The sequence below is a fragment of the Flavobacterium sp. MEB061 genome, from assembly GCF_000834715.1.
Taxonomy (GTDB): Bacteria; Bacteroidota; Bacteroidia; order Flavobacteriales; family Flavobacteriaceae; genus Flavobacterium; species Flavobacterium pectinovorum.
Map to the genome: position 1 here is coordinate 102604 of NZ_JXQR01000023.1, position 17413 is coordinate 120016.

Genomic DNA, 17413 nt, shown 5'->3' on the forward strand with positions numbered 1-17413 from the left:
AAAAAATGCATACACAGGACTTTTACAATGAGATAGATAATAAAAGCGAAGAGGTAAATCTTAGGGAACAGTTAGATAAATATATAATTAATTGGCTATGGTTTTTATTAAGTGTGGTGATCTGTTTAATAGGTGCCTTTCTATACTTACGTTATTCGACACCAATTTATGAAGCTACTACCGCCATATTGGTTAAAGATGAGAAAAAAGGTGGAATGCTTTCAGAATTATCAGCTTTTTCAGATTTGGGAATTGGAGTAGGATCTGTTAATAACGTTGATAATGAAATCGAAATATTAAGATCCAGAACTATTATTGAAAGTACTGTAAAAAGATTAAATCTAAATATTAATTTAGTAGCAGAAGGTAGTGTTGTTGATCGGGATATATATCTGGATTCTCCTATAAGGGTTAATTTTATTAGCAAAACACATTTATTTAATGATGCTAAATCAGTTTTAAGGTATAATTCCTTAACAGCTAATACTTTTGAATTAACAAATGAAATAGTAGATAGTGAAAACATAATTTTAGCAACAAAAAAAGTATTTAACTATGGTGAAAAAATCCCAACTAGTTTAGGGATTATGGTTATAGATAAAACCATTAACATTGTAGCTAAGACCTCTGAACACTATAAGTCCATAAAGATTTTCCTAAATTCGATTGAAAGTGTTGCCGAGAGTTATAAAAGCAGAATTGATGTTGAGCCTATTAGTAAAACAAGTAGCGTAGTAAATATTTCTATTACTGATCCTGTACAGAGAAGAGCAGAGGTTTTTCTGGACAATATGATTCAGATTTATAATCAGGATGCTGCTCAGGATAAAAATTTTATTTCTGAGAATACTTCTCAATTTATAGCAGGTAGACTAGCCTTGATAGCAAAAGAATTAGATGGAGTTGAGCAAGATGTCGAAAGCTTTAAAAAAACAAACAAATTAACTGATATTGAATCTGAAGCGAAATTATTTATAGAAGGCTCAAGTGAATATGATAAAAAAGGAGTAGAAACAGAAATTCAATTAAATGTGGTTTCGTCTTTGTTAGATTTTATAAAAAAAAGCACTAATTCTGATTTATTACCGACTAATTTAATAACAGCGGATGGCGACGACACCAGCGGATTGATTACCTCTTATAACCAAATGGTTTTAGATCGTAATCGTATTTTAAAATCGGCAACAACAGAAAACCCGTCGGTAATAAAATTAGATCAGCAGATTTCCTCTTTAAAATCAAACATGACTGCGAGTTTAAAACGTATGCAGTCTAATTTACAAATTCAAAATAGGAACATTCAGAGTCAGGAGAATCTTTTAAATAGTAAAATTGGTAAAATCCCAGTTCAGGAACGTCAATTCAGAGTAATTGCAAGACAACAAAAAGTAAAAGAAGAATTGTATTTGTATTTATTGCAAAAAAGAGAAGAAACTGCTATTTCCTTAGCTGCTACAGAACCAAATGCACGCGTTATTGATGTTGCTAAAGCAGGGAAATTCCCTATAAGTCCTAAGAAAAAAATAGTATATTTAGCCGGAATATTAATGGGATTATTAATTCCTTTTGGATTTATTTATGTAGATGATTTATTAGATACAAAAATTAAAAGTAAATTAGATTTAGAGGGAAAAACACAAATTCCATTTATTGGAGATATACCAACATCTAATGACATTGGCGAATTAATAAAATCTGAAAGCAGAACTAGTTCTGCAGAGGCGATCAGAATTGTTAGAACCAATTTGGAGTTTATGCTTAATAAAGTACCTGAAGGAACCGCTAAAACTTTATTTATTACATCTACTTTTTCATCAGAGGGTAAAACATTTATATCTGTTAATTTAGCTGCAACATTTGCTCTCTCAGGAAGGAGAGTTTTATTAATTGGTATGGATATTAGAAATCCAAAATTTGGAGAATATATTGATGTTCCTCCTTTAGGCTTAACAAATTATTTGTCATCTAGTGAAAATAATATTGAGGATTATATTGTAAAACACCCAGGTTACGAGAATTTCTTTATTCTTCCCTCAGGTATAGTTCCGCCAAATCCTGCTGAATTGTTGATGAGTAAAAAAGTAGATCAGCTTTTTGAAAAATTTAAAAAAGAATATGACTATATTATTGTTGATACAGCTCCTGTAAGTTTAGTTACAGATACTTTATTAGTGGCTAAAAATGCTGACACATTTGTATATGTAATGCGTGCAAATGTTTTAGAAAAACGTATGCTTTCTATTGCAAATACTTTTTACAGAGAGGGTAAATTACCAAATATGTGTATTCTTCTTAACGATACTGACTCTACAAAAGGCTATGGTTATGGGTATGGGTATGGCACTACGGAAGAAAAAAAATCTTGGCACAAAAAACTTTTTTCTTAGTAAAAAAAAATAATTATATAAAAAAACGGTTCAATTAATTGAACCGTTTTTTTTTGTTTTACACCGTTTTAAATTTTAAAAACATCAATATTTAAAATTTAAAGAACTGATTATTAGATATTATTTCTTTTAAATTAGCTATGTTGTTTACTTTTATTCTTTTATCGAATGAAGCTATATGTTTATTATGATGAACATCTGTACCCGTAAAATCGTACATTCCTTTTTTTAGAAGATGATCTGCAACTTTGGTAATTGTTTCGCCATAATAACCTACTAATGCTAGTAAATTTAATTGAAATAAACACCCTGCCTTTTTTAGTTTTTCATACTCATTCAGGTTTTTATGATAAAATAAATACCTTTCCGGATGGGCTAAAACAGGAACATATCCAGCTACCTGCAAGTCAAAAAGAATTTTATATAATTGTACCGGAGCATTCATATAGGACATTTCGACCAAAACATAATTATCTTTTAAAGTAAGAAGCTTCTCCGATTTAAAATGACTTTCAAACCAATCGTCCATAAAATATTCTGCAGCAGCATGAAATGGAATTTTAACATCCAGATCATTCAATAAAAGTTTGGTTTCCGAATGATTTGCAATAATAGCCTCAGGAGAATTATTCCAGATATAGTGGCTAATATGCGGAGTAGTTATAAATTGATAAATACCAATTTCCTGTAGCGATTTAACAAGATTTTTGGTTTCAATTATAGTTCGTGCGCCATCATCAATCCCTGGTAATAAATGAGAATGGATATCAACATAATCTTCAGACAGAAGATCTTTTAAATATGGTTTAGACTTGAAAAATGATAACATATTACAAATGTAAAATAAATAGTGATATTTTCTTACTCTTCTAGGAATTTTATTTATTAAGATTGTGGTAGATATAAGTTGTTACAATATAATTTTTGCTCTTTGCTAATTATGTTATATTTTGCATTGATAAAAAATAAGTATTTTATGAAAATTAAAGAAAATTTATATAACAAAAGAATAATTTCTATAGATGCTTTAAGAGGAATTACGATTTTTGTGATGATTTTTGTAAATGAATTGGCAAGCGTGAGGAATGTTCCTCAATGGATGAAGCACATGCCTGCAGATGCCGATGCTATGACTTTCGTAGATCTCGTATTCCCTGCATTTTTATTTATTGTTGGCATGTCAGTTCCGTTTGCATTTAATGCGAGACTGTTAAAAGAAGATAGTACACGAACAATCTGGACACATACTTTTAAAAGAGCATTGGCCTTAATTATAATTGGCGTTTTTATGGTGAATGCGGAATATGGTTATGATGCCACAAAAATGTTAATTACGCCAGCTTTTTGGGGACTTTTAGCATACTCAATGCCAATTCTTATTTGGAATAAATACCCAAAAGATTTTCCTCTTTGGCTAAAAAACACACTGCAATATGGCGGAATATTAGTTTTGATAATACTTTACTTTTTATATATTCAGGATACAGGTGAAATAGGTATGACACAAAAATGGTGGGGAATTCTGGGTCTAATCGGTTGGGCATATCTTTTTACTGTAGTATATTATTGGCTTGTTAACGGGAAATTATGGGCAATGATTTTCTTTTTAGTAGTTTGTGTTGCTGCAAACTCGATCAATTTAATAGAAGGAAGTATATTACAACAGTATTCATGGCTTAATTTTATTGCAGGACATTTAACCCATGCTTCGTTAGTTACTGCTGGCGTAATTATTTCTTTATTGTTTTTTGATCGAAAAATTCCACTTAAAATCAATTGGCCGGTTATCGTTTTTGCAATTTTATTTTTTGTAACAGGGTATCTTTTAAGACCGTATTTCGGAATATCAAAAATAAAAGGAACACCTTCGTGGACGATGTTCTCTGCAGCTATTTGTACCGTTTTGTTTTACTTTTTGTATTGGTTAATGGAAATTAAAAAACAAACAAAATGGAGTGACTTTTTTATGCCGGCAGCTGCAAATCCTTTATTGATTTATATTTTGCCGGGTATTATTTATTATTTCAATCTTGCTTTTAAAATTGAAATTATTCCGGAGTATTTTCGTGAAGGGCTTCCGGGAATAATCTGGTCATTACTATTTTCAACAATTATGTTATTGGTAATGAAGATTTGTAATAAGTATAAAATTCAATTGCACTTATAGCGTTTTTTTATTTTTCAAAAATAACAGATTTTATTTCTAAAAATGCTCTAGAAACAGGATTGTAATTCACAAAATTGAATTTACAAAGATTATGAATGTTTAAAAGTTTTCCATCAGGCAATCCGTCTTGTTTAAATTCTGACCACAGAATTTTAGTTGTTGTAAATCTGCTTGGCGAAGGCATTAAATCAACTCTTGGGTGCGAACCACCATGTACACAGCCAGTTCCTTCCAGATTTCCTTCGCGAGCCTGAATTTTTATTAAATGAGATGATTTATAAGTAATGATCACAAACTTTGAATGGTCAGATAAATTTGTTGAAACGCCGTCATTTGAATCAGATGCCGTAATCATGACATTTAATTCTATTTCTCCAACAGGATTATTTTTAGCAGTAACCTTAACGATTCCTTTTTTTTGACGAATGCTATTAATTGTTTCCTGATTTTCTACAGCTGGTCCGGCAATATACCAGGTTGAGGTTTTGATCAAATCTTTATCAGAACCAGATTGCTTTTTTAAGAAAACAAAACCTGAGCTAAAAAAAGCAATTATAATGACCAGAACCACTATTTTGTTTTTCATATTAAAAATCCTTTTATCAAAAATCAAAAATATACTTTTTATAATCTATTTTAGTTTCCCTTTTTTATTATTTGTAAAATCAGCTTTCGTTCTAAATTAAATTTTAAATTTGTAAGAAGTTGTCTCTTAAAATCTTACAGAATGAAAAATCTGAAATTTATATTTACCTTATTTTTCTTTTTGATGATGTCATTTTGTTACTCACAAAATGATACCATCGAAAATAATAAAAAAGATATTTTGGATGTTCTATATAAGCTTTTTGATAAAAATGATTCGATATCCAGAAATTCTGATAAAAAAGTAGCATTTTCACTCCTTCCCGTTCCAATAGATTCAGATAAAAATGCTGGTTTAGTAGTGTCTTTTTTAACAACATTTTATCTTGGAGACAGAGAAACTACAAAAATGTCTCAGGTTACTTTTTCTCCTTACTTTAGTTTTACCAAACAATATGTATTTCCAATTCAGTCTTATATTTATACCAAAAATAATAACTGGAATTTTATCGGGGATTATCGTTATATGATTTATCCCCAACCAACATATGGTTTAGGAGGACATAATACAGATGAAAAAATGTCAACATTAGATTATCAGCAATGGCGTTTTTATCAATTTGCAACCCGAAAAATAATTGGAAATTTCAGGCTTGGTTTAGGTTTCCTTTTAGATAATTACCAAAATATTTCTGAAGAATCATATATTGACGAAGAAACAGATTATTTTAAATATATGGATGGAAATTTTGATGATGAAAATTCTTTTGGAGTTGCGATTCAGGGATTGTATGATTCAAGAGAAAACAACGTAAATCCTGAACAGGGTTTGTATGTAGAAGCAGATTACAGAATAAATACAAGCGGAGTAAATGATGAAAAATGGAAATCTATTTATTTTGATGCCCGAAAATATTATTCATTCCATAAAACCAAACACAGAGTTTTAGCTTCCAGAGTTTTTTATTGGTCGACTTTTGGCGGGAAACCACATTATCTCGATTTACCAAGTATTGGCTGGGATCGTGACGGGAAAACCGGAAGAGGTTTTACCAGAAACAGATTTCGAAGTAATGCACTTATTTATTTCGAAACAGAATATAGAACAGACATCACTAAAAACGGCTTTTTTGGAGCAGTATTTTTTACCAATATTTCCTCTGTTTCAAAATTAGATACCTATAAGTTTAGCAAATGGAATCCCGCTGTTGGAACCGGAATTCGTATTAAATGGAACAAGCAAAACAACAGTAATTTGGTTCTGGATTTTGGAGTTAGTAAAAACGATTGGTCTTTGCGATTGGGTTTAGCCGAAAATTTCTAACTTTCCAAAAAATCAACTGATCAAAAATTCATGCAATTATCTGTTATTATACTTAATTATAATGTGCGTTACTTTCTGGAACAATGCGTTTTAAGCGTTCAGGAAGCGATTTCTAATCTTAATGCAGAAATTATTGTAATAGATAATAATTCTGATGACGATAGTTGTTTGATGATGCAAGAGAGATTTCCTGACGTAAAACTGATTGAGAACAAAGAAAATTTTGGTTTTCCCAAAGGAAATAATATTGCGGTTGACGAGGCAAAAGGAAAATATGTATGCATTTTAAATCCTGATACGGTTGTTGCAGAAGATACTTTTACAAAGATTTTGGCTTTCGCCGAAAGGCAAACTAATCTCGGAATCATTGGCTGTAAATTAATTGATGGAACAGGAAATTTTCTGCCGGAAAGTAAACGCGGGATTCCAACACCCTGGGTAGCTTTTACCAAGTTTTTTGGACTCTATAAAATTTTTCCAAAATCAAAACTTTTCAATCAATACTATGCTCAGCATTTGGATGAGAATGAAACCGGGGAAGTTGAGATTTTAGTTGGTGCCTTTATGTTGATGGAAAGAGATTTATATCGTAATTTAAAAGGTTTTGACGAGGATTGTTTTATGTATGCCGATGACATTGATTTGTCCTATCGTGCTTTGAAAATGAAAAAAACAAATTTCTATTTTCATGACACTGCAGTTTTACATTATAAAGGAGAGAGTACTGTGAAAGATGAAAAATATATGAAGCGTTTTCAGGAAGCAATGACTTTTTTTTATCAGAAACATTTTAAAAAGTCCTTATTTTTTTCTATTTTCATTAAAGTTGGAATCGTGTTTTTTTCTTTCATTAAAATGTTTCGTGGAAAACCGAAAGTAAAACCATTGCCAGATATCTATTTTTTATATTCTTTAAATACAGAATTGTCTGAAAAGTTGACTTTTATTCTGAAAAATAAAGTTGCTATTTTCGATTTCAAAAAAGAAAAAATGGTAAATTCGTCGCAGATTTCGAGAGGTAAAAGAGTTGAGGTTATTTTGGATAATCACTATGTTTCGTTCAAAAAATGTATCAAAATCATAGAAACTCTTAAAGATAAGAGTATTACTTTTAAGATTTTGCCCAAAAGAGCAAATTTTGTTATTGGAAGTAATTCAAGAAATGATAGAGGTCAAATTATAAAAATTGAGTAAAAAATTATATTAAATATAATTTATATTTAAAATATTCAGTAATTTCGCAATCTGAAAATCAAAATCACCCTTGAGGTTAACAATATGGCAAGATTTGAATTAAAACTTCCCAAAATGGGAGAAAGTGTAGCTGAAGCAACTATTACAAACTGGTTGAAAGAAGTTGGAGACAAAATTGAAACTGATGAAGCAGTACTTGAAATCGCGACTGATAAAGTAGATAGCGAAGTACCAAGCGAGGTTTCGGGAATTTTAGTTGAACAATTATTTGGCAAAGATGATTTAGTTCAGGTTGGTCAAACCATTGCAATTATTGAAACCGAAGAAGATGCTCCGCAAGCAAAAGTTGAAGAACATGTTGCGGTTCCGGCAGAAGTAACTGAAATCGAAAAAACAATTGAAACAGCTCAGGAGACTGTTGCTGCCCCTCAGGATTTTTCGGGATCAGATAAATTCTTTTCTCCATTAGTTAAAAATATTGCAAAAGAAGAAGGTATTTCTACTGCAGAATTAGACGGTATTAATGGTTCAGGAAAAGATGGCAGAGTTACCAAAGAAGATATTTTAAAATATGTAGAAGATCGTAAAGCTGGCGTTATAACTCCAAAAGCTGAGCCAATTGCAGTTGAAAAAACGGAGACTGCTACTCAAGCTCAAACTGATACTGTGACTGAGACTACAACTCCGGTTGCGCCAAAAGTTACTGAAACAGCAATTCAAAAAAGCCAGCATGCAGTTCCGGTTTCTGTAAACGGAGGTGATGAAATCATCGAAATGGACAGAATGCGTAAACTGATTTCAGGTTATATGATAGCATCGGTACAAACTTCTGCACACGTACAATCGTTTATTGAAGTTGATGTTACCAACATTGTAAAATGGAGAGATAAAGTTAAAACTGCTTTTGAAAAGAGAGAAGGCGAGAAGCTAACTTTTACGCCAATTATGATGGAAGCCGTTGCAAAAGCGCTAAAAGATTTTCCGGGAATGAATATTTCTGTTAATGGTGATTATATTATCAAAAAGAAAAATATAAATTTAGGAATGGCTGCAGCTTTGCCAAACGGAAATTTAATTGTGCCGGTTATTAAAAATGCCGATCAGTTGAATCTTGTTGGAATGGCAAAAGCGGTTAACGATTTAGGGAACCGTGCAAAAGCAGGAAAACTAAAACCAGACGATACGCAAGGCGGAACTTATACCGTTACAAACGTGGGGACTTTTGGTAGTGTTTTTGGTACGCCAATTATCAATCAGCCGCAAGTAGGGATTTTAGCTTTGGGCGCAATTCGTAAAGTGCCAGCTGTTATAGAAACGCCTGAAGGTGATTTTATTGGAATTCGCCAAAAAATGTTCTTATCGCATTCTTACGATCATAGAGTTGTAGATGGTGCCTTAGGAGGTAGTTTTGTAAAACGTGTTGCTGAATATTTAGAAGCTTTTGATGTAGACAGAGACTTTTAAAAATCATAATTTTATAAATAATTAACCCTTTTAACATTTTTAATGTTGAAAGGGTTTTCTTTTATTATTATTTCCTTAATCCACAGGAAGAATGCTTAACTTTATGAAAAAGACAAGGAAAATTCGTCTTTAAAATTTATATTTGTAAACTTATAAAATTTAAATATGGAACTTAAACTCAACAAACCAATTTGCTTTTTTGACCTCGAAACTACAGGTATTGACATTGGGAAAGATCGAATAGTAGAAATTTCAATATTTAAAGTTTTTCCTAACGGAAACAAGGAAAGTAAAACATGGTTAGTGAATCCAACCATTCCAATTCCGCCGCAAACTACAGCTGTCCACGGTATTACTGATGAAAAAATAGCGAATGAGCCTACTTTTGCCGAATTAGCTCCACAGGTTCATAATATGATAAAAGATAGTGATTTGGGAGGGTTTAACTCAGATCGTTTTGATATTCCGTTATTGGCTGAAGAATTACTTCGTGCGGGAGTTGATTTTGATATGAAAAACAAAGTTTCGGTGGATGTACAAACTATTTTTCATAAAATGGAAGAGCGTACCTTAAGTGCGGCCTTGAAGTTTTATTGTGGAAAAAGTCTTGAAAATGCGCATTCAGCAGAAGCGGATACAATGGCAACCTATGAAATTTTAAAAGCACAATTAGATCGCTATCCTGAATTGGAAAACGATATGAAAGCATTGTCTGAATTTACAACTCGTAAAAAAATTGCCGATTTTGCAGGAATGATTGCTTTTGATCAGGATGGAGAAGAAATTTTCACCTTTGGAAAACACAAAGGAGCAAAAGTAGATAAGGTTTTAGAAACAGAACCAGGTTATTTCAGCTGGATTCAAAATGCTGATTTTCCATTATATACCAAAAAAGTTCTGACAGCAATTAAATTAAGAAGATTAAATACGAAGTAAGATTCTAAGTTGCTAAGGTTCTAAGATGCTGAGTTTTTTTGCATATTTTCTTAGAATCTTAGCAACTTAGAGCCTTAGTAACTTATAAAGAAATGAAAATAATCTGTATCGGTAGAAATTATGCCAATCATATAGCGGAATTAAAAAACGAAAGACCGGCAGAACCAGTGATCTTTATGAAGCCTGATTCAGCAGTTTTGTTAAAGCAGCATCCTTTCGTAATTCCTGAATTTTCTGAAGAAATTCATCACGAAATTGAGATAATTGTAAAAATTAACAAAGTAGGAAAATATATTGAGCCTAAGTTTGCACACAAATATTATGATGAAATTAGTGTAGGTATTGATTTTACTGCCAGAGATTTACAAGCTAAGTTAAAAGAAAAAGGATTACCTTGGGAAAAAGCAAAAGCCTTTGATGGTTCTGCAGTTATTGGGGATTTTTTACCTAAAACTGATTTTATTTCGATGGAAAATCTTAGTTTTGAGCTGACGAATAATGCAAAAACAGTTCAAAAAGGCAATACAAGTCATATGCTTTGGAAAATTGATGAGCTTATTTCGTATATATCGCAATTCTTTACATTAAAAATAGGTGATATCATTTTTACAGGAACACCGGAAGGTGTTGCGGCAGTTAAACCAAACGATGTTTTAGAAGGCTTTTTAGAAGATAAAAAATTATTTAGAATACAAGTAAAATAATGGCTTTAAAATATAACCTTTCGAAAGTGTATGCGCTTTCAGATAATGATCCCGAATTTGTAAACGAAATTCTTAAATTATTTGTTACCGAAGTTCCTGAAGATCTAAAACAAATCAAAGAAGGAATTAAAAAGAAGGATCATAAATATGCCTATGCTTATGCGCATAAGATTAAACCAACATTAGATTTGTTGGGTTTAAATGTTGCTTTTGAAGAAATTCTTCAGGTTGAAGCCTGGACAAAAGCTGAAGGCAAGAAAAAAGAAATTGTTGAAACTTTTAAAAGTATAAAAATACAAGTAAAAGAAGCTATCAAAGAAATCAAAAAAGACTTTGATGTTTAATTAGGTGCTCCTATTTTGTCTTTTAATTTAGGTCAAAAATAGGGGCGTCCCAAACTTTGGTACACTATATATCTTTTGTTCCGGAAAATTTTCGTTTAAAGTGTCATTTCTTTTTATTACAAAAGGATGCGTTTCTATCCTCACGCACATCGTTTCGACAAGACCTACTTCTTAATAAATGACTTACTTTTGAAGTAAGTAAAATATTCTATTCGTATGAAAGCAACTATTATAACAATTGGAGATGAAATCTTAATAGGTCAGATTGTGGATACAAATTCTGGTTTTATTGCAAAATCTCTTGATCGAATTGGAGTCGAAACCAGAGAAATGATTTCGATAAGCGATGATAAAAAACATATTTTAGATACTTTCGCACAACTTCAAAACAAAGTCGATGTTGTTATTGTTACAGGCGGATTAGGACCAACAAAAGATGATGTTACCAAAAAAACATTCTGCGAATATTTTGATGATGAATTAGTTGTAAACCCAGAAGTTTTGGCTCACGTAACAGAATTAATCGAAGGGTTTTATAAACGACCAATTTCCCAATTAAATAAAGATCAGGCTCTGGTTCCTTCAAAATGTACTGTTTTGCATAACAAAGTGGGTACGGCACCGGGAATGTGGATGAAAAAAGAAGATACAGTCTTTATTTCGCTTCCGGGAGTTCCGTATGAAATGAAATATTTAGTTGAAGAAGAAATAATTCCAAAAATTGTTCGCGAATACAAACGACCTTATATCATACATAAAACCATTTTAACGTATGGTCAGGGTGAAAGTTTAGTTGCAGAACGTATTGAGAATTGGGAAAATAATTTGCCTGATTTTATCAAATTAGCCTATTTGCCAAATCCGGGCAGAGTGCGTTTACGATTAACGGCAAGAGGAACTAATAAAGAAGAATTAGAAGAAGCTATCGAATCTAATGTAAAATCTTTAGATGCGATAATTCACGATATTATAGTAGGTTACGAAGAAAATGAAACCATAGAATCTGTGGTTGGGAAGATTTTAACGAGGCAAAAGAAAACAATTTCAACGGCTGAAAGTTTTACTGGAGGGAAAATTGCTTCGATTTTATCGGGAGTTCCCGGAGCTTCAAAATATTTTAAAGGCAGTGTTGTTTCATATGCGACAGAGGCAAAGGTTAATGTTCTCGGTATCTCGCAAGATTTAGTAGACGAATTTTCGGTAGTAAGTGCACAAGTGGCATCGGCTATGGCTTTGAATGTGAAACAGATGCTTAAAACAGACTATGCAATTGCAACAACCGGGAACGCCGGACCGACAAAAGGTGATGCAGATGCTGAAATTGGAACTGTTTTTATCGCTTTAGCTACCCCCGATGATATAATTGTTGAAGAATTTAATTTTGGCCAACCACGTGAAAAAGTGATAGATAGAGCTTCGATTAAGAGTTTAGAAATATTACAGAAAGAAATTTTAAAAAATGTGCAATAAATTTTTGCTACAATGGTTTATTTTTCTTTTCTTTGCACCCTGATTTTGAATAACGATAAAAGATAAGTATAATGTCAAGAGTTTGTGACCTTACAGGTAAAAGAGCGATGGTAGGAAATAACGTTTCTCACGCTATGAACAAAACTAAGAGAAAATTTTCTGTAAACTTAGTTAAAAAGCGTTTTTATCTTCCAGAAGAAGATAGATGGATTACTCTTAGAGTAGCAGCATCTACGATAAAAACAATTAATAAAAATGGAATCACTGCTGTTTTGAAAAAAGCACAGTCAGAAGGATTTATCAAATAATCTTTTCCTAAATAAATATATAGCAAGATGGCAAAGAAAGGTAATAGAATCCAGGTAATTTTAGAATGTACTGAGCACAAGACTTCTGGTGTTCCAGGAACTTCTAGATACATTACAACTAAGAACAAAAAAAATACTCCGGACAGATTAGAGATTAAAAAATTTAATCCAATCTTGAAACGCGTAACTGTTCACAAAGAAATTAAGTAATAATTAGAGATTTTTGTAAATCTCAAATGGTTTAGCCATTTCGAGTTTTATAAGAAACTTCAAATAACATTTGAATCATGGCAAAGAAAACCGTAGCATCGTTACAAACATCTTCTAAGAGATTATCAAAAGCCATCAAAATGGTAAAATCTCCAAAAACTGGTGCATATACATTCGTAGAATCTATTATGGCTCCTGAAGAAGTTGATACTTTCTTGAAAAAGAAATAATAACAATTACAGTATATAGAAAAGCTACTTTCATTCCGAAAGTAGCTTTTTTATTTTTATATTTGTCTAAAATTTAGAGAAGCCCAAATTGGGTTTTTTAAACAAAAAATTATGATTTTACTTCAATCTTTTATTCTTAACTTTATTAGGATAAAAGATTTTACAATATCTAAATTAGTTTAAAAACAAAATTGCCTTTTTTAAGTTTTCAGGCTTTGGATCGTTAATAATCCGAAAGTCTAACAATCTAATACTATATACAATAATGAGTTTTTTTAAAAAATTATTCTCTACTGATAAAAAAGAGACTTTAGACAAAAGTCTTGAAAAATCAAAAACTACTTTTTTTTCAAAGTTAAGTAAAGCTGTTGCCGGAAAATCTAAAGTCGATGACGATGTTTTAGATGATCTTGAAGAAATTCTTGTGGCATCTGATGTTGGTGTAAACACAACTTTAAAAATAATTTCAAGAATTGAAAAACGTGTTGCCGAAGATAAATATTTAGGAACAGAAGAATTAAACCAGATTCTTCGTGAGGAAATTGGTGCGTTATTATCTGAAACCAATACAGGCGAAGCAACCGAATTTGAAATTCCGAAAGATAAAAAACCTTATGTTTTAATGGTTGTTGGAGTAAATGGAGTTGGTAAAACAACTACTATTGGTAAATTGGCTTATCAGTTCAAAAAAGCGGGTTATAAAGTAGTTTTAGGTGCTGCAGATACTTTTCGTGCTGCTGCGATAGATCAATTGCAAGTTTGGGCAGATCGTGTTGATGTGCCAATTGTAAGACAAAATATGGGAAGCGATCCTGCTTCTGTAGCTTTTGATACATTGCAATCAGCAGTTGCTCAAAATGCAGATGTTGTTATTATTGATACTGCCGGAAGGTTACATAATAAAATCAATTTGATGAACGAGTTAACCAAAGTAAAACGCGTAATGCAAAAGGTTGTTGCTGATGCGCCTCACGATGTGCTTTTGGTTTTGGATGGTTCTACAGGTCAGAATGCCTTTGAACAAGCAAAACAATTTACAGCTGCGACAGAAGTAACTTCTCTAGCTGTAACTAAACTTGACGGAACTGCAAAAGGCGGTGTTGTTATTGGTATTTCAGATCAGTTTCAAATTCCTGTAAAATATATTGGTGTTGGTGAAGGAATTGAGGATTTACAGGTCTTTAATAAATACGAATTTGTAGATAGTTTTTTCAAATAATATTTTTCAGATAATTCCAATGAGTTTTTCTTCTTTAAAAAATATAACGCCTCTTACTTTTTATTTTGGAAGCGTTATTTGTTTTGTTTTAGCAAACGTTTTGCGAGACAAAAGCCTGTCTTTTTACTATGTTTTATTGGTTTTAGGTTTGATTTTATTTTTTATGGGAATCCTGAAAAGATTACGTACTAAACGTTAATTACTGATATAGCGCACTAATTTTCTCCCACAAAGTTTCGTCAAAATCAGATAAGGCTAAGTTGACATCGTCTGCAGCGTCTCCCATTCTGATAATGACCATGTTTTTGCTTGGAACAACATATATTTTCTGATCGTTTTTGCCTAAAGCCATAAACATATCGTTTGGTGCAGTTGGTATTATACTTCCGGAAAAAGTGAGTTGTGATTGTGGTAAATGATAAGAAGTTTTGCCATTTAGCCACCATAAATAACCATATCCCAAATTGACGTTTTGTGAAGTTGTGGTTGCTTCATTAAAATAAGTTTCGTTTAAGATTTGGGTATTGTCCCATTTTCCTTTGTTAAGCATTAAAAGCCCAAAACGTGCCATACTTCTTGATGTGCTGGTATAGACACTATTTACGTCAATCTGAACCCAATTGCCGTTCATGCCAATTTTATCTCTTAATTTTGCATTAAAATAATCCTCCCAAGCTAGTCCGCTTGCTGCTGCTACAGCATCCTGCAATTTTACATATACGTTATGATATGCCCAACGGCTTCCGGCATCGGCTTTATAAATTAAGCTTGCCGGATCTACATCATCTGTACTGTCATCTAGACCTGATGTCATGGTTAATAAATGTTTACAGGTAATCAGGTTTTCTTTTGCTAATGTTTCGCTTGTCCAGCCTGTACCAATATATTGTGAAACTTTATTATTGATATTTAATAAACCTTCTTGCTGAGCGATTCCAGTTATTGTAGAGGTTAATGTTTTTCCGGCGCTTGCCCAGTACCAGTTTGTGGTTGCAGAATGTCCGTTAAAGTAATTTTCCATTACGATTCGCCCATTGACCAGAATTATAAACGACTTTGAATTTTTGAGTTCTAAATAATCTAAAAGCGGCTGAACTGCGTTTTGATTCCACTTTAAATCTGAAATAGATTTTGTCTCCCAAGTATTTCCTGTTAAAGGAGGAAAGTACATGCTTTGAGTTTCTGCTGGTGTTTGTTCCGTTGGATCTGAACTGCATCCTGCCAAAAATAAGATTGTCAGGAAGCTAAAAATAGTTTTGGTCATGTTTTTTGGTTTTGGTTTAGGGTTTGACCAAAAATATGTAAAATAGTTTAATGGGTTTTGTGAATTTTTATTTCTTTTAGAGTGATATAAAGTTAACTTTGTAGTTCACTAAATTTTCTTTTGAAAACTGGAGCCCTAGCCCCGATGGGAGGGAAAATCCTTTTGTGCTGGGGTTCAGCACAAAAGATTGGAAGGACAGCGGGAAATAGCTCCTTATAAATATTATTATATGAAAAACACCTTTATTATTTTGGTTTTGTCGCTTTTGTTTGTAAGCTGTAAGCAAGAAATTAAACCTGCGGATATTTCAAAACTAAATGGTTACTGGGAAATTGAAAAAGTGGTTTTTGATAAAGGTGAAGAAAAAGCGTATGGAATGAATGAGAACTTTGATTTTTTTCAGATGAAAGGAAATAAAGGAACCCGAACGAAAGTGATGGCGCAGCTTGACGGAACTTTTTTGACAACGGATACATTTGAGAATGTTTCGGTTAGATTTACAGATAAAGGAACTTTTCTGGATTATAAAACAGATTACGCAAAGTGGAGCGAGGAATTAATTTCAATTTCTGATGAAACTTTTGTGGTAAAGAATGATCAGGATAAAGAATATCATTATAAAAAAGCAGGACCAATAAATATTTTAAACGATGGCAAAAAGACTAAATAACGAAAGTACGATTGGGGCTGTTTTGCAACAGATTATCCAGGTGAATAAATTGCAGCCGGGAATGGATCAGATTGATGTAAAAGAAGCCTGGAGACAATTGATGGGGAATGGTGTAAACACATATACAAAAAATGTAGTTTTAAAGGGAAGTACTTTGTATGTTGAACTTGGATCGGCAGTTTTGAGAGAAGAATTGAGTCACGGAAAATCGAAAATCGTTAAAATGATTAATGAGGAATTAGGGCGAGAGGTTGTTAAAGAGGTTGTTCTTAGATAATTTTAGATTTTAGAGTTCAGATTTTAGATTGGCTGAACTTTGTAAATAGCTTATAAAGAAAAATCCCGTTTCAATTTGAAACGGGATTTTTTATTTTAATCTAAAATCTAAATTCAGAAATCTAAAATTTAGAACTGCTCTCTTCCAGCAAAATGAAATGCACCTTCGATAGCAGCGTTTTCGTCGCTATCAGAACCGTGAACTGCATTTTCTCCAATAGAAGTTGCATATGCTTTACGAATAGTTCCTTCAGCAGCTTCAGCAGGATTTGTAGCTCCAATTAAAGTTCTGAAATCTTCTACAGCGTTGTCTTTTTCTAAAATTGCAGCAACAATTGGTCCGCGTGACATGAATTCAACTAATTCTCCGTAGAAAGGTCTTTCTGCGTGAACTGCGTAAAATGCTTTAGCATCGGCTACAGTTAATTGAGTTAATTTTAATGAAACGATTTTGAAACCTCCGTTTGTAATCATTGCTAAGATATTCCCGATGTGTCCATTTGCTACAGCATCTGGCTTAATCATTGTAAAAGTTCTATTTGTTGCCATTTTTGTGTTTTTAAATTTTGTGCAAAAATAGACTTTTTTATGAATTGATTTTAATAAATTCATAATTAAAACACTACAGAATGATGTTTTGAGTAATTTTTTTAAACCATAT

The 17413-nt window shown here is 32.1% G+C and carries 19 protein-coding genes; 15 read left to right on the forward strand and 4 right to left on the reverse strand.

Translation table 11 applies throughout. From position 1 onward, the window contains the following. The first annotated feature begins 5 nt into the window (after nucleotides 1-5). Nucleotides 6-2387 (forward strand): polysaccharide biosynthesis tyrosine autokinase, encoded by a 2382-nt coding sequence (locus tag RT99_RS13110; RefSeq protein WP_042565207.1) that lies wholly within the window; start codon nucleotides 6-8, stop codon nucleotides 2385-2387. A 91-nt stretch (nucleotides 2388-2478) separates the two neighbouring features. Here the strand turns inward: RT99_RS13110 and RT99_RS13115 are convergent, their stop codons facing one another. Beyond that, nucleotides 2479-3216 (reverse strand): tyrosine-protein phosphatase, encoded by a 738-nt coding sequence (locus RT99_RS13115; protein WP_042565208.1) that lies wholly within the window; start codon nucleotides 3214-3216, stop codon nucleotides 2479-2481. A 147-nt stretch (nucleotides 3217-3363) separates the two neighbouring features. Here RT99_RS13115 and RT99_RS13120 point away from each other — a divergent pair, with 147 nt between their 5' ends. Continuing rightward, nucleotides 3364-4554 carry a DUF5009 domain-containing protein gene (locus RT99_RS13120; protein WP_042565209.1) on the forward strand — a complete coding sequence of 397 codons (1191 nt, stop codon included), beginning with the start codon at nucleotides 3364-3366 and terminating at the stop codon, nucleotides 4552-4554. A 7-nt stretch (nucleotides 4555-4561) separates the two neighbouring features. Here RT99_RS13120 and RT99_RS13125 read toward each other — a convergent pair whose 3' ends face one another. Then, nucleotides 4562-5140 carry a hypothetical protein gene (locus RT99_RS13125; RefSeq protein ID WP_042565210.1) on the reverse strand — a complete coding sequence of 193 codons (579 nt, stop codon included), beginning with the start codon at nucleotides 5138-5140 and terminating at the stop codon, nucleotides 4562-4564. A 141-nt stretch (nucleotides 5141-5281) separates the two neighbouring features. Between RT99_RS13125 and RT99_RS13130 the strand changes: the two genes are divergently transcribed. From RT99_RS13130 to ftsY, 11 genes are all read left to right on the forward strand, one after another. Next, nucleotides 5282-6463, forward strand: coding sequence for a hypothetical protein (locus RT99_RS13130; RefSeq protein WP_242607203.1), 1182 nt, complete (start codon nucleotides 5282-5284; stop codon nucleotides 6461-6463). A gap of 30 nt (nucleotides 6464-6493) precedes the next feature. Then, entirely contained in the window at nucleotides 6494-7657 is a 1164-nt protein-coding gene (locus RT99_RS13135) for a glycosyltransferase family 2 protein (protein ID WP_042565211.1), read from the forward strand. An 84-nt stretch (nucleotides 7658-7741) separates the two neighbouring features. After that, nucleotides 7742-9121, forward strand: coding sequence for a dihydrolipoamide acetyltransferase family protein (locus tag RT99_RS13140; RefSeq protein ID WP_042565212.1), 1380 nt, complete (start codon nucleotides 7742-7744; stop codon nucleotides 9119-9121). A gap of 165 nt (nucleotides 9122-9286) precedes the next feature. Continuing rightward, nucleotides 9287-10057 carry a 3'-5' exonuclease gene (locus RT99_RS13145; protein WP_042565213.1) on the forward strand — a complete coding sequence of 257 codons (771 nt, stop codon included), beginning with the start codon at nucleotides 9287-9289 and terminating at the stop codon, nucleotides 10055-10057. A gap of 92 nt (nucleotides 10058-10149) precedes the next feature. Next, on the forward strand, nucleotides 10150-10761 hold the full coding sequence (locus RT99_RS13150; protein WP_042565214.1) for a fumarylacetoacetate hydrolase family protein: 612 nt from the start codon (nucleotides 10150-10152) through the stop codon (nucleotides 10759-10761). Then, a complete protein-coding gene (locus RT99_RS13155) occupies nucleotides 10761-11105 on the forward strand; it encodes an Hpt domain-containing protein (RefSeq protein WP_042565215.1) in 345 nt (114 codons plus the stop codon). The genes RT99_RS13150 and RT99_RS13155 overlap by 1 nt, the downstream gene beginning before the upstream one ends. Nucleotides 11106-11321: 216 nt before the next feature. Continuing rightward, entirely contained in the window at nucleotides 11322-12575 is a 1254-nt protein-coding gene (locus RT99_RS13160; RefSeq protein ID WP_042565216.1) for a CinA family nicotinamide mononucleotide deamidase-related protein, read from the forward strand. A 71-nt stretch (nucleotides 12576-12646) separates the two neighbouring features. Then, nucleotides 12647-12883 (forward strand): 50S ribosomal protein L28, encoded by a 237-nt coding sequence (rpmB, locus tag RT99_RS13165; RefSeq protein ID WP_008468080.1) that lies wholly within the window; start codon nucleotides 12647-12649, stop codon nucleotides 12881-12883. Between the two features lie 27 nt (nucleotides 12884-12910). Then, nucleotides 12911-13093, forward strand: a complete 183-nt coding sequence (gene rpmG, locus RT99_RS13170; protein WP_008253902.1) for a 50S ribosomal protein L33 — start codon at nucleotides 12911-12913, stop codon at nucleotides 13091-13093. A 77-nt stretch (nucleotides 13094-13170) separates the two neighbouring features. Further along, a complete protein-coding gene (locus tag RT99_RS24985; RefSeq protein WP_007805819.1) occupies nucleotides 13171-13323 on the forward strand; it encodes a DUF4295 domain-containing protein in 153 nt (50 codons plus the stop codon). A 265-nt stretch (nucleotides 13324-13588) separates the two neighbouring features. After that, nucleotides 13589-14542 (forward strand): signal recognition particle-docking protein FtsY, encoded by a 954-nt coding sequence (ftsY, locus tag RT99_RS13175; protein WP_042565217.1) that lies wholly within the window; start codon nucleotides 13589-13591, stop codon nucleotides 14540-14542. A gap of 199 nt (nucleotides 14543-14741) precedes the next feature. Here the strand turns inward: ftsY and RT99_RS13185 are convergent, their stop codons facing one another. Next, nucleotides 14742-15806, reverse strand: coding sequence for a serine hydrolase (locus RT99_RS13185; protein WP_042565219.1), 1065 nt, complete (start codon nucleotides 15804-15806; stop codon nucleotides 14742-14744). Nucleotides 15807-16035: 229 nt separating this feature from the next. On the opposite strand from RT99_RS13185, the gene RT99_RS13190 reads away from it, so the two are divergent. After that, complete coding sequence (locus tag RT99_RS13190) at nucleotides 16036-16476, forward strand: hypothetical protein (protein WP_042565257.1); 441 nt, start codon at nucleotides 16036-16038, stop codon at nucleotides 16474-16476. Then, the gene (locus RT99_RS13195; RefSeq protein ID WP_042565220.1) at nucleotides 16457-16753 is read left to right on the forward strand and encodes a DUF721 domain-containing protein; all 297 of its coding nucleotides are present in this window, start codon (nucleotides 16457-16459) and stop codon (nucleotides 16751-16753) included. Before RT99_RS13190 ends, RT99_RS13195 begins: the two co-directional genes overlap by 20 nt. 128 nt (nucleotides 16754-16881) lie before the next feature. Here the strand turns inward: RT99_RS13195 and RT99_RS13200 are convergent, their stop codons facing one another. Then, nucleotides 16882-17301 (reverse strand): nucleoside-diphosphate kinase, encoded by a 420-nt coding sequence (locus tag RT99_RS13200; RefSeq protein ID WP_031456090.1) that lies wholly within the window; start codon nucleotides 17299-17301, stop codon nucleotides 16882-16884. Nucleotides 17302-17413: the final 112 nt, after the last annotated feature.